The following is a 14,746-nucleotide window of genomic DNA, read 5'->3' on the forward strand; positions in this document are numbered from 1 at the left end:
ATCAATTAGATTTAGCGTTGTTGGTTTTCTTTCTACTCTTTATTATCTCAATGATACGTTCATTGTTGATAATCATCATACCGTGCCGGTCGTTGGTAATACCTGAAGCTAACTTATAGGTGTACACCGGCATACTTCCTTGCATAATCGTGGGAAGATAAGCGAAATTAATATTGTCGCAAAGCCCGCGTAATGTCTCTCCTGCCTCAATAATATGGGTAGAAATAATAAAAGTACAGTTCCGGTTGGCCGCAAAAGCCTCCGTTACGGCAACGGTCGCATCATAAGCATCTTTCACGTTAGTACCGCGGAACAGCTCGTCGAAAACGACAATCAGGTTCTGAGAACGACTCACACTTTCGGCCACTTTTTTTACCCGGAGAACCTCCGCATAGAAATGGCTGTATCCCATATTCAAATTATCCGGCAAATTGATCGTCGTATACATTCCGTTCTGGACGGAAAATTCCATGCTTTCGGCCGGAATAGGGAATCCCATATGAGCTAAGAATATACATACGCCGAAAGTCTTCATGAATGTAGACTTTCCGGCCATGTTAGCTCCCGTCAAGAAAATCACATTACTATTGTGATCGACATGCAGGGTATTCGGTGTCGGATTTTTTAATTGAGGATGATACATCCCGTCAATTTTCAATACATTTTGATCCGGCGGTAGAGCTTTCGCAAAAACGAAACCTCGCTTAATAGCCACCTGAGCGATAGAGATATATACATCCATATTATAGATGTAATAGAGCAACTTCTTCATTTTATCCCTGGCGGCATAACGCAAAATATGGTCGTAATCGGCCGTTTTCGCGTAAGCTATTTTTTTCAAACCCTTCTCTTTATAAGCCCAAGCAAATTCTTCATCAAGAATGATCTTATTCATCTCCTCCACCTCTTCTTTATAAGAATCGACAGCATTTATCGCATCGATCTGAATAAAAAAGTCATGCAAGCAATTAATAATCTCAACAGAGGCTAAAATACCTTTATGCAATAATTCATATTCAGTATCTGTCCCCATATAGCTACGGAATTTCCGCTGTAAAGTATTGTTCTCGGCCACAATCTTCGTACGACTATCCGTATTGCTCAGGTAGTGCTCTACCGTATCGAACAGTTCGCTTCGAAACGGAAATTCCACGTTCTTTTCCTGAAAATATTTGATGATCGTACTCCTTTTATTGATTTTATCCACGTCAGACAGCGGATAAAGAAACATTTCCTCCAACACCAAAGCCCCACCTCTCGTTCGAGTGGTGTTGAACAAACTGTAAATCGAATTCCCTCTGTGCTGTTTTCCAAAAATGTTGAGGTCATCCAGGGTTTGCTTGTCAATTGTAAAACTCATAATTTGTTTTTTTCATCGTTTATTTTAGGTCAGTATCCTGAATCGTCAAGACGATTCAGGATACACTGTAATCTTTTTATCTTCCTCTTCTACGAATCCAGATCAATATTGCAAATATAGCCAATATTCCCGGGAATACACCCATAAATCCGATCTTAGAAACGTACATTCCTGTCTCACCCAGGTATACCTTGTTATCCGGCATAGTCGGACGACGCACGTCGATAGGCACCTCATTATCCGACATCCAGAAGAAACCTCCTGTAATAATCGTATAGTTTGAAGCATCTACGTTCTTCCTTCCGATACTGATCTCTCCGTTACTGATACAATCAGCATCCCCAAATATAATAATTTTTTGTTCTTTTTCTCCAACTTTCCGGGATAAAGCCAAACCTGTCACGTACGATTTTTGAACTTCTCCCTTTTCCGGATTATATTTTACCGTATCATCAACAAAATTCGTGACTTGTAACTCGTTCCATACCAAAGAATCCGTTTTAAACAAAGGTGTCATAGTAAACCCTTTTCCCTCCGTGTATTCCAATCCGGAAACATTAGGCATGGTCGCTTTATATTCGTATCTGCGCATGATATCAAAGGCGTAAGAGAGTTCTCCCGCTTCCTTCGTCGGATCCGTGATTATAAAATCAGCAAGGAAGTTCTCACTCGGTTTTACTAACGTACCCGGCACAAACTGTACACCGAACTGTTCTACCAACGGATTCATGACATCCCGACGCTTCGGTTCTCCCAAAATCAACAGGTTTCCGCCTTTGGCAATATACTTATCCAAATACACTTTTTCCTCTGCCGTCATCGGGCTTCTCATCTCGGCGATAACCAAGATAGATACATCTTCCGGAATTTCCTTATCCAAGGCCACGTCACAAAAATCAAATCCTTGATTGATCAACGAATAGCGGAAAGGTTTATCCTGAGCAAAGCGGTTATAATCCCGATCCCCCTCACGTTTATTGTCTCGTTCTCCATGACCGGTCAAAAAGCCGACTTTCGGCAATTTCATCACCAAGCGTTTTAAAGCTGCTGTAATTTCAGATTCGCTCGGGAAACGCATCATATCATCGTAAACCCGAAGGAAGGTCTTTTGTCCGTTTTCCCGTTCTATCAAGCGAACAAATCTATTCCCCTCCGGGAACAAGTCAATCTGTTGACGAATCTGTTCCGGGGTGATAAACAGATTGGAATCCAATCCCCAAGAGTTACAGATTTTCACCATCCGCTCCCGATCCGAAAGCCCCGGATAACGTTTTTCCAAATCAGGATTATTTACCGTATCGTAATAGTATACGTACTTCATTTTAATTTCCGGTTTGAATCGGGTATATTGCTTAAACCGCTCCAAATCCTGATTCACGTAGCGAGGAGTCGCATACCACAACGTTCCGTCCTCTAAAGCATTCGTGTAAGTCGTAATAGTCAAGCCGCCTTCCAAACGTTTTACCACATCCTGGCTATTCTCGGTTAAGGTTCTCACCTTGGTCCGGGTAGCGTCATAAAATGCCATCAACGTAGGACGAGAAGTCAGATACCCCAAAATCATAGCGATGCAGACAACCCCCACGTATTTTCCCATACTGACAGCCCACGGCGTTTTCTGACGACAAGCTTGTAAACGAATAATCGCCAATGAAAGGAACAAGGCGATCACGATAATAAAATACAATAAATCCTCACTGCAAATCAAACCGCTAATAAATTCATCACAACGCCCGGAAATAGATAACCAATACGTAATGTCACGGACAAAAGCAATATCCTGCCACATTCCTCCCACGAAATTCAACACGGCCAATACAGCCAAAGTACCCATGGCGGCAACCACTTGATAAGAAGTCAAACTGGACATGAAAAGTCCGACTGCCGCATAAGCGCAGATCAATAGATAGAGTCCGAGCAATCCGGAAAGGATAGCCGGAAAATCCAACATCTTAACCGTAAAAGCAGTGAAAAGAACATAAACCATCAACACTCCGATCAAAACCAAAGCATAAATCATCATGGAAAGGTATTTTCCTAAAATGATCTGAATGTTGGTCACCGGAGAAGAATAGAGTAATTTTATAGAACCGCTGCCCAGCTCCCGGCTCATTAAGCTCATGGTCAACAGAGGGATATAAAGATAAAGATATTGCTGTACGATAGGAAATAATCCACCCCAAGGCGAAGCGTATACGCCCAAAGTCACACCTCTTAAACCGTATCCTAAAGCTTGATTTCTCACCATGCCTCCCATCACATCGGCAAATGCCATACTCGATTGAAAAGTAAAAATTATAAGAATCAGCCAGGCAATCGGTGAGAAAAATAAAGTTTGTAATTCAGTTCTGGCTATATTATATATCGTCTTCATTGTCTATTTCTTTTTATTTTTTGGATAATTCTGCAAAAATCGTATCTAATGAACTCTTTTCTAAATAAATTTCGGTCAAACGCCAGCCGCGAGCAACACTCATTTCAACTATTCTTTCCGTGACCTCCTGTACATCGGAAAATTGCAAGCGATATTTCGTTCCGCCCAGCTCTTCTACCCCCAATACACCTTGAATACCGCGTAATTCTTCAGCAGAAGGCATAGCTACCATTGAAACGACCAAGGTATTCGGTATAATATAGTTATCGAATTCATCTACGGTTCCGGCAAAAACAAGTCGTCCCTGTTCGATCATACGAATATAATCGCATGTTGCTTGCACTTCCGGCAAGATATGGGTCGAAAGCACAACCGTACGATCTTCTGCAATCTCTTTTATCAAATGACGGATTTCAACGATCTGGTTCGGATCCAACCCGTTCGTCGGTTCATCAAATACCACGAAATCCGGATTATGAACGATAGCCTGCGCTATCCCCAAACGTTGTTGATATCCTCCTGACAAATTACGGATCAATCGTTTCTGAAAATGGGTAATACCACAACGGCCCATGACCTCCATAACCGCCTTAGAGACCTCTTTAGCCGGAATATGGCGTAAACGAGCACAATGGATCAGATACTCTTCTACTGTCAAATCCATATGCAAGGGCGGTTTTTGAGGCAAAAATCCGATATGCCGTTTGGCCTCTACCGGATGCTCCCGTAAATCGATTCCTTTAATAAATACACTTCCCTCCGTTTGCTTTAACACTCCACACATGATGTTCATGGTCGTAGATTTGCCGGCACCATTAGAGCCTAACAATCCATAGATCCCATTTTTAGTAATCTCAAAATTAATATCTCGTATCGCCCACTGAACGCTATAGCGATGAGATAAATTTTCGACTTTAACGATTGATTCTTCCATAGATTTTTGTTAAGTTTTATAGATTCTTAGTTACACACGTCGTATCATAGTTAGTCTAAAAATTATATCATTTCATTAAAAATATGACACAATTCTCACCACTAAAAATAGACATTATTTACCCATGTTTTTCAGGTAAAAAATACTTTATAAAAAACTTAACTTTTACATTCAATCGATTCACTATCTCCCGAAAGCCCTTTATCAACAAAGGAAGGTGTTTTTATTCGAACAAGATTTCACGTCTCAAAAAAAGGATTAATATTTTTTTAACAAGAAGCGGTTTAATTTCATTCCATATTTTAACAGATTTCACACTTTTATGAGCCGATATTAACCCTCGATACCTCTTAAAAATAACTTTTATAACTCGAAAATTCAAAATTATCCCGGTAACCAACGACATTTTGTTTCTTTTAACAAGAAAAAAATACATTTACAATTAGCCCCCATACCGGTAACGTATGAAATTATCTTCCGGTTTCCCAATACAATTGCATTAACCGGGAAAAAGCATAATCCCCCGATCGTTCCTTCGATACCTGCATAAATTTTGTCATAGCGGGAGAAAAACGACCGACCTTTATTTCATAAAAAACGGCATAAACCACCCGATGGGATAATACATGTTTGGGAGGTTCAAATACCCTCCGTATTTCCGGTCGATCTGCCCCATCCAGTAATTGGTTCCACTCTTCAGTCTGTTGAAGTTCCAGAAAAGTCAAAGGTTTATCCGATTCAATTAAAGGAAATTCGTACAGATTACGCCAAATATCTTTATCCTCCCTTTTTTTCAATAAAAAACGGGTTTCGTCATGAACGTGCAAATAATTAAAATAACGGGGTTTCACCTGTACCTTCCCTACTTTCACAGGCAATTGTTCTACCTTGCCTTTTGCCCTTGCCATACAACGGGTATTCAACGGACAATGTTCGCAATCAGGAGATTTCGGTATACACTGCAAAGCTCCAAACTCCATCATAGCCTGATTATAAAGATCAGGACGGAAACGATCGAGTAATCTCCGGGAAAGCTCCGCAAAATAGGTCCTTCCCCGTCCTGAATCTATCGGGATATCAATATCGAACAACCGGGATAATACGCGGTATACATTTCCGTCTATCGCTGCATACGGCAAACGATAGGCAAACGAACAAATAGCGGCAGCCGTATACTCCCCGATTCCTTTCAATGAAAGCACCTCCTTGTAGCTCCGAGGGAACTCTCCTCCATACAGCGAAACCACTTCTCGAGCCGCCCGATGTAAATTACGGGCACGACTATAATACCCCAAACCTTGCCAATAGGTCATCACTTCATCTTCCTCCGCTTCGGCCAAAGAAACGACATTCGGAAAACGTTCCACAAACCGAATAAAATAATCCAGACCTTGTACGACCCTTGTTTGCTGGAGAATAACTTCCGATATCCATATCAAATAGGGATCATCTGTATTCCGCCAAGGAAGATCCCGGCGATTCCGCTCATACCAAGGGATTATTACGTCTCCTATCGACCACTCGTTCATACTCACTAATAGCTAAAATATACCGGCAAAGATAAAAATTTAAAATCCTTTCCTCCGTCATCTATCCAATAAAAAAAAACGGATGCCTCAATCCGTGAGGTACCCGTTTCCACTAATAACAAAAAAACCTATTTTACTCCAAGTGAGCCCGAATCATCCAAGCTACCTTCTCTTTTTTCTCTATCATATCTTCCAAGAAATTCGAAGTACCGAAATCTTTGGATTCTTCTTTATCCATAGTTTCAAGATCCGTCCGAATCTGACGAATGATTTCAGCATTATCATCTCTTAACAGGGCCAACATATGCTTGGCATCCGGAAGCGGTTGCTGCTCATCGTATTCTTTTATGCGGTTATGCTCTAAACATCCCCTCAAAGATCCTAACGGCCGTTCATCCAAATCACGTACTCTCTCAGCAATAGCGTCGATATCTTCAATCAATCCATTGTAAAGATCTTCGAGAAAAGTATGATAGGATCTAAAACTCGGCCCCTTCATATTCCAGTGAAAATTCCATGTTTTTGCTAATAAGACAAAATGGTCTGCAAGTAAATTATTTAAAATGGTCTTACTTGATTTGATCATTTTCGCATCTAAACCAATATTTCCTTCCATAGTAATGTTATTTAAAAGGTTAATTAACTTCTGTTTCTTCATTTATAACGAAGTTAATTCAGGAAAGTTTCGGGCCGAACTGAAATATTAGCCTTAAAAGGAAAAGGAACTACGCAAAGAAAACGAGATTAGAAGTTTTTCCCGGTATCCCACCATAAACGAGTTCCCGGAGTATCATCCCCCTGTAAAGCTTTTTTCAATTTCTCATATTGTTCAGGATCCACATCGATCATGGAAGCCGGAAAGTTTAGTCTTCTGATCATCAATTCCGTATCGATACAACCGTCTTTACTGTTATTAACCCGTACCGGAAACAAACGAGGATAACCCGTACGCCTTTGTTCCGCCCAAGCTTCACACCCTTCAGGAAAAACAGCTAACCATTTCTGAGTAATGATTTTCTCTAACTTCACCTCCCTGGAAGCACTCTCGTCCCACCGAGGAGAGACCAAACAACGAGCTTTAATATTATTAACTGGCTCAAAAACATCCACGTAATCGGCCCCAACCCGATCGCTCTGCAAATATGCCTCCACCCCGGCAGCTCCCCATTGATTGAAAGAACAACGCACCCCCTCCCGATAACAATCTCCAGGAACCTCTGAAGTCCAACCGCGCAAAGCAGCCTCAGCTCTCAAAAACCAAACCTCGGCGGCCGTCATCAGAATAGCCTCACTGCTCTCTTCCACGTATATCCTGGATAGCGCACTATACCGCGTATGAGCAAAAACAGTTCCTTGCCGAATTCCCCGGTACTCTCCTTTTATAGAAATGATATTCCCGTTTTCTCCCTGAACATCATTCGGACAAACTTCAAAAAAATGGGCTCTTCTTGGATCTTCATAACCATTTAAAATTGACTCCATAGAGGCATTCATGTAGGCTTCTCCCCATACCTGATTAATCACCCCAAGCGGATTAGTGTAACCATTCTTGGTTGAAACTACCGCCTTTTCAGGTGAAGTCGTGAAAATACCGTAAGAGTTAACCATCCCTTTTCTAAACTCTCTTCTTGCCTCTTCCGGATTTACCACTGCCAGACGTATAGCCAGACGGAGACGAAGAGAATTGGCAAATTTAACCCAGGACTCATAGGTTCCGTCCATTATAATATCGAATTTAGCAAAAGCAGAAGCATCTTCTCCTTCCTTTATAGCCTGATCCAATATATTCACAGCTTCATCGAGATCCTCAAAAAACATCCTGTATGCCTCTTCCTGGTTATCCGGGGCATAGCTCTCCCTCAAATTTCCAAACTGAGAATAGATGATAGGACCATAATAATCCGACACCCGATGCATCACCTCCACCTTCAGAATCTTAGTTATGGCAAAAAAAGCCGGATAATCCAATCGAGTCAGATCTTCCAAACGTTTAATCTGAGGCATTACATAAGCGTAGGTATTCTCCCAGAATGTACCATTCCAACCATTCTGCATATTATAATCCGAATTATGAGACCCACCGTTCAACGGCTTATAATCATGCATATACCCGCTAAACATATCTGCACTCAGATTTTGCATGATCTGGTATGGCCAATTCTTTCCTTTTCCGAAATCATAATTAAAATAAATACCTTGCTGGATAATACCCAAAGGTATCCCCAGGTGATTCAGATCTATTTCCATCTCCTCATCCGTCATTCCGGTTTTATCCGTGTTTAAGGATTTAAAATGACCCGTACAAGCCACCCATCCCCATACAAAAGCAATAAAAACGAAACTATATTTCCTCATCTCATTAAAATGTAAAATAGATATTAAAACCGATATTCCGGGTCGTCGGCATCCCGTATACTTCAATAGCCTGATTATCACTACCCGTGGAAAGTACCAAATCGGGATCAAAGGGAGCTTTTTTGTACAGGAAACACAGGTTACGAGCTACAAAATTCACTTGTACGCTCTTGAAAACACCACTTTTTTTCATCCAACCGTCGGGAAGCGTGTAACCGATGGACAACTCCCGAAGACGAATATTCGTTGCATCGTAAATATAATACTCCGTTACTCCCGCACGTCCCCCGACAAGACCTTTATAAAAACCTTTCACGTCCGTAATACGTTTTCCCTCCAGTTCGACAAATCCTCTATCCCTTGCCTTTCCCGTGGCTTTAGTTACCCCGAACATGTCCAGATCCGCCTGCGTTTGCGAGAGGACATCCCCACCGAAGCGCCCGTCCAACAAAAGATGGAAAGAGAACCCCCTATACCTCAAATTATTACTCCAACTCAAAGTAAAATTCGGATTAGCATTTCCCACTTTCACCGTATTGCCTTCTCCGACAATCTGGGGAAGACCGCTTTTTTCTCCCTCCGCCTCGTAAACGATCTCTCCATGTTCGTCCCGTTTAAAGGCTTTTCCGTATATATCCCCAAATGATCCACCCTCTCTTAACTTCATCGCGTAACTGGAAGAGAAGCCACGCGGACCGTATATAAATACCGGAAGCTCCTCATGCAGGCGTAAGACCTTATTCTTATTCGTGGCAAAATTGATCTTCGATTCCCATTTTCCCTCTTTGAAAATAACAGGAATACCTCCCACTGAAAATTCAACCCCGACATTCTGAATATTTCCGGCATTCACGTAACGATAAGCATATTCATCTCCATCCTGTGCGGGCAATTTAAAAAACTGATTCCTTGTATTCGTTCTATAATAAGTAAGATCTACATATAAACGATCGAGCCAGCATCTCCATTCCGTTCCTAATTCGATAGAACTATTCATCTCCGGTTTCATCTCCTCAAAGGGAGCCGCATCGGCAGATTGTACGCCTCCTCCGGCCAACACATAGGACATCGGATTGGTAATGTATAATGGTATATCGTTACCTACCCGACTCCAAGATACACGTAATTTAGCCAAATCGACCCATTTCGGTAAATTTAAAGTTTTATTCAAAGCCCATGCTATACCTAATGACGGATAAAAGAATCCTGTCGATTCATGGGAGGTAAAAGCCAATGTAGAAGACCAGTCATTCCGTGCCGACACGTCCAAAAACAGAAAATCACCGTATCCGATCTGAATCGTTGTAAAAAGTGATTGCATCTGCCGGGTCGCCCTATTCTGCTCCTCAATATAAGCAGAGGTATTCATATTGATATTGGCAACCGTAAATACATTAGCGTATTTCAAAGAAGCTGTTTTCGAATCATACCGAAGTCTGCTGATCGTATTATTATTAATACTGGTTCCGAGTGTCATATGAAACGTAAACTTTCCAAATAACCGCCGGTATGTGGCCAACAAATCCCCGTACAATAACGTTTGCTGGTAAGTATAATCTATATAACGCCCATTTTCGCCCGCAAGTGCCGGAGCGGTTGAGGCATAAAAACGCTGTCTGAACTTATCCGAAACATCATCTATACTGACTCTTCCCTGTATAGACAAATCTGTCGTTATTTTCACATCCGCCGTCAAAGAGACAATGGCCCTGCTCCGAATGTCTTCGCTTAAAATACGATTTGTCACCCAATAAGGATTCTGTTCGAAATCTTCCACCGAGCTATGCCAATTCTGCACCATCAGATTCCGTTTTTCATCCAATAGCTCAAAATGTTTTTTATACTTTGAAATATCTTCCCCACGAGGAAAACGATACAATCCCACGAGAGGATTCATATAAAAGCCTCCCGGAGTAGGACGATTCTTTATTTTTTGTCTCATTAGATTCAAATTACCATCCAATTTCAATCGCCCTTCAAAAAAAGAAGCTGTTTCTTTCAAATTGATATTATGTTTCATAAAGCGATGCTGAGGAACGATTCCTCTCACTGCCGTATTCGCGTAAGAAAAATAGGTCTGCATAATCTCATTTCCCGTGGAAAATGAAAGAGAATGGATCGCTGAAATGCCTGTCCTAAAAAAATCCTTTGCTGCATTGTACTTTTTCAAGTTATCCCGCTCCCCCCAACTCTCAATTCCGTCACTTACCCCGTAGTGATTCTGAAACTCGGGTAAATTAATCGCCTTCTCAAAAATCATACTTGAAGAGAACTGCACTTCTTGCTTTCCTCTCAATCCTTTTTTCGTCTTAATCAAAATTACCCCATTGGCAGCTTGTGTCCCATATAAAGCAGAAGCTGAGGCCCCTTTCAATACACTGATACTTTCTATATCTTCCGGATTCAAGTTAGAGATACCGTCTCCTCCATCCCGGTTCCCGGCATCTGCCGTTCCCCCGATAGCCGTATAAGCCTGTTCACTACTTTCATTTAAAATCGGTATACCGTCGATCACAAATAGAGGTTGATTATTCCCGGCCACGGAACGAATTCCCCGAAGTAAAACTCTTACCGATCCACCTGTACCGGAAGCACTTTTATGAATCTGCAATCCGGCAACTTTTCCCATTAAGGCCACGAATAAATTGGGATCTTTTATCCTTATCAATTCATCCTGTCCGATTTGCGTAACAGAATAAGGCAAGGAAACGCCACTTTTTTCAATACCTAAAGCCGTAACAACCACATCCTTCAAAAAGACCATATCCTCCTCCAGATGAACCCTTAAAAAAGCTTTCCCCTGAATAGGGATAAACAAGGTTTTATAACCGACAAAAGAAATAACTAACTCTCCGTCAGCCGGAACAGAAAGCGAAAATTGTCCCTCTTTATCGGAGACGACCCCATGGTAAGTTCCTTTTTCAACGATATGGGCTCCCGGTATAGGAACTCCTTTTTCATCCTCGACAATACCATTAACCCGGATGATGTTGGTTGCCAATCGAAGGGAATCCGGCACCGAATCTCTCTCCCGCATACCGAAACGGCCAAAATTAGTTTTACCGTACAGACAAGAAGATACGGTTAAAAACAAAAATAACGCATAAATACACTTCATCACACAAATACCCTCTCAGTTTATTTTAACAGGCCTCTCCCCTTCCAGAGGCTTTTTTCCACATTTATTCCAATCCTCTCTTCTTCAGCAGAGGAATTTCCGACGGAGTTTGTCCACGAAACTTAATATATTGTTTCATAGGATCATCGTATCCTCCCTCGGAAAGAATATATTTTCTCAAACGTGCAGCCAACTCCGCATTATATATATCTCCGGAATCTTTAAAAGCTTGGAAAGCATCCGCATCCAATACTTCTGCCCAAAGATAGACATAATAACCGGCCGAATACCCTCCATCGAAAATATGAGAGAAATAAGTAGTCCGGTAACGAGGTAAAATCTCTTTTATCAACCCATGCTTATTCATCGAAGCTTTTTCAAAAGCATTCACATCGTACTCCCGCGAAGTTGTTTGAGAATACCAATCCATATCCAATAAAGCCGCAGCTACATATTCCACCGTAGCGAATCCCTGATTAAAATGACCGCTCTCCTGTATCTTTTGAATCAATGCATCAGGCATAGGTTCACCCGTCTTATAATGTCTGGCATACATCTTCAATACCTCAGGTTCACCAGCCCAATTCTCCATGATCTGGGAAGGCATCTCTACCATATCGTGAGGTATGGTGCCGGCTATCCGCTTATAATCCCCCCGGATAAAAAATCCGTGAAGAGCATGTCCGAATTCATGAAACATGGTTTCCGTATCGTCCCAACTCAATAATACCGGCTCATCACCGACCGCAGGAGAAAAATTATAAACGACAGAAACCAGCGGGAACTCTTCTTTTCCGTCCACTTTCGTGTAATGACGGAATTCTGTCATCCAAGCCCCTGCCGATTTGCTGGATCGAGTAAAATAATCCAGATAAAGAATAGCTAAATGCGATCCGTCTGCATCTTTTACCTCATAAGTCTCTACATCCGGATAATACACCGGTATGTCCGTCCTTTTTTCCAAAGTAATCCCGTATAACTTACGAGCGACTTCAAACATTCCGTCACGCACATTTTCCAACTTTAAATAAGGTTTCATCTCGGATTCGTCCAAATCGTATTTCTGCTTCCGCAATTTTTCAGCATAATACCACCAATCCCAACTCTCCAACTTTTCTTTCATCCCCTCTTTATTGGCGATAGCCTGCATTTCGGCTAATTCCTGTTTCGCTACCTTTAAAGCAGGCCCCCATACCCGGCCCATAAAATCATACACATTTTGAGGCGTTTTGGCCATGTTTTTATCAATCACATACGAGGCATAAGTATCAAAACCCAACAACTTCGCTTTTTCCAACCGCAAATTGACCATTTGGGCAACAATTCCCTTGTTGTCATTCTCGTTGTTATTATCTCCCCGCATATAATATCCCTTGTACAATTTCTCGCGTAATTGACGATTCTTGGCATATTGTAAAAAAGGAATCAGGCTTGGTTTATGAACGGTAAATACCCACTTACCCTCTAAACCCCGTTTTCTGGCCTCGGCGGCAGCGGCGATAATTGCCGTCTCCGGCAGTCCGGCCAAATCTTCTTCTTTGTCAATCTCTAAAACAAACGCGTTTGTCTCTTTTAGCAAACGATCTCCATATTGTAAACTGAGTTTAGCCAATTCGGCATTCACCTGTTTCAGTTTAGATTGATCCTCCGCACTTAAATTCGCTCCACCCCGAACAAAATCATTATAATACAACTCCAACGTCCGAAGTGCTAACGAATCCAATCCCAAGCTCTCTTTTCTATCATACAATGACTTAATACGGGCAAACAATTGGGGATTCATACTGATTTCATCGCTATGAGCCGTTACCATAGGACTGACTTCCATGGCGATTTCCTGCATTTCGTCACTCGTAACGGCTGCATATAAGTTGAAGAAAATAGATGACACCCTATCCAATAACTCTCCGGATCGATCCAAAGCCATTATCGTATTCTCGAAAGTCGGTTCTTCCGTATTATTAACAATTACTTCAATCTCTTTTTTATGCTGTTTTATCCCCTCGTCAAAAGCAGGTTTATAATCGGATAATTTAATCTGGTCAAAAGGAGGCGTATGAAAAGGAGCTGTAAAAGGCTTTAACAACGGATTATTAGTTTGACGTTTTTCCTCTTTACAAGAAGTTATCAATGTCACCACACTCAAAAATAAAATTACCGTTCTTTTCATATACATGTAAATTAAATATAGTATTCACAGCTTATCCATAAAACGAGATAAAGATACAGATTAAAAATAATAAAATGTTAATTGATATCATTTTTAACGTTAAAAGATATCTAATTCCCTTATTTCCACTATTTTTACCCTGCAAAGTTTAATAATATTTTTTATGAATTTACTTTTTGTCGCAATCGGTTCTATGCTCGGGGGAGTCTCCCGGTACTGGTTAACGGGTATCATACAAAAAAATGTCCCTACTCTTTTCCCTTTAGGAATTTTTACAGTAAACATAATCGGGTGTTTTATTATTGGTTTGCTGACTGGCTTATCAGCACATTCCAATTTACTCACCCAAAATCATCGTCTATTTCTAATTATTGGATTTTGTGGGAGTTTCACTACCTTTTCCAGCTTTTCGGCAGACAACTTGAAATTATTAACAGCAAAAGCCTACTTGTTGTTTTCATTGAATATCGGTCTTAGCGTCATCTTAGGCCTATTAGCCACTTGGTTAGGTTATTATCTTATTCAAACTCTTTTTAAATAATTTTAAAAACTAAAAGGGACCATTATCTCCAATGGTCCCTTTCTTCGAATTTAATTTCTGTCAATAATGCACACTACGAATTTCCCCTGGTTTATTCTAATTCCAACAAAATATCAACGTTAAGAGACACCGACGTCTAAATCCTGCAAACACAGGATTTAAAACGAACGGTGAATTTTTAAATCATCATGTCATACATTTTATCTCCCTCTTCTTCTAATCCATATGAATATCGCGATAAACAGCAATAAGAAAGGAAATACTCCCATAAACATGATCTTCGTGATGTACATACCGGTCTCGCTCGGGTAAACTTTATTATCCGGCGGTGTCGGACGACGTACATCGATAGGCACTTCCTCGTT

9 protein-coding genes are annotated in these 14,746 nt (G+C 41.1%); 1 reads left to right on the forward strand and 8 read right to left on the reverse strand.

The window, feature by feature from the left end:
* Position 1: 1 nt before the first annotated feature.
* The 8 genes from DMB45_RS13995 to DMB45_RS14035 form a co-directional block, all read right to left on the reverse strand.
* Positions 2-1,360 (reverse strand): MutS-related protein, encoded by a 1,359-nt coding sequence (locus DMB45_RS13995; RefSeq protein WP_041502528.1) that lies wholly within the window; start codon positions 1,358-1,360, stop codon positions 2-4.
* A 76-nt stretch (positions 1,361-1,436) separates the two neighbouring features.
* The gene (locus tag DMB45_RS14000; protein WP_041502527.1) at positions 1,437-3,734 is read right to left on the reverse strand and encodes a Gldg family protein; all 2,298 of its coding nucleotides are present in this window, start codon (positions 3,732-3,734) and stop codon (positions 1,437-1,439) included.
* Positions 3,735-3,747: 13 nt separating this feature from the next.
* Complete coding sequence (locus DMB45_RS14005) at positions 3,748-4,668, reverse strand: ABC transporter ATP-binding protein (RefSeq protein WP_041502526.1); 921 nt, start codon at positions 4,666-4,668, stop codon at positions 3,748-3,750.
* 470 nt (positions 4,669-5,138) lie between these two features.
* Positions 5,139-6,197 (reverse strand): A/G-specific adenine glycosylase, encoded by a 1,059-nt coding sequence (mutY, locus tag DMB45_RS14015; protein ID WP_041502625.1) that lies wholly within the window; start codon positions 6,195-6,197, stop codon positions 5,139-5,141.
* A gap of 133 nt (positions 6,198-6,330) precedes the next feature.
* Complete coding sequence (locus tag DMB45_RS14020) at positions 6,331-6,813, reverse strand: Dps family protein (protein WP_041502524.1); 483 nt, start codon at positions 6,811-6,813, stop codon at positions 6,331-6,333.
* A gap of 128 nt (positions 6,814-6,941) precedes the next feature.
* Entirely contained in the window at positions 6,942-8,552 is a 1,611-nt protein-coding gene (locus DMB45_RS14025) for a SusD/RagB family nutrient-binding outer membrane lipoprotein (RefSeq protein WP_041502523.1), read from the reverse strand.
* 4 nt (positions 8,553-8,556) lie between these two features.
* Positions 8,557-11,589 (reverse strand): SusC/RagA family TonB-linked outer membrane protein, encoded by a 3,033-nt coding sequence (locus DMB45_RS14030; protein WP_052634424.1) that lies wholly within the window; start codon positions 11,587-11,589, stop codon positions 8,557-8,559.
* Between the two features lie 145 nt (positions 11,590-11,734).
* Entirely contained in the window at positions 11,735-13,840 is a 2,106-nt protein-coding gene (locus tag DMB45_RS14035; protein WP_181416524.1) for a M3 family metallopeptidase, read from the reverse strand.
* Between the two features lie 163 nt (positions 13,841-14,003).
* Here DMB45_RS14035 and crcB point away from each other — a divergent pair, with 163 nt between their 5' ends.
* The gene (gene crcB / locus DMB45_RS14040; protein ID WP_082027582.1) at positions 14,004-14,381 is read left to right on the forward strand and encodes a fluoride efflux transporter CrcB; all 378 of its coding nucleotides are present in this window, start codon (positions 14,004-14,006) and stop codon (positions 14,379-14,381) included.
* The last annotated feature ends 365 nt before the right edge of the window (positions 14,382-14,746 follow it).

Origin of the sequence: Sanguibacteroides justesenii, assembly GCF_003204205.1 — a bacterium.
GTDB lineage: Bacteria > Bacteroidota > Bacteroidia > Bacteroidales > Marinifilaceae > Gabonibacter > Gabonibacter massiliensis.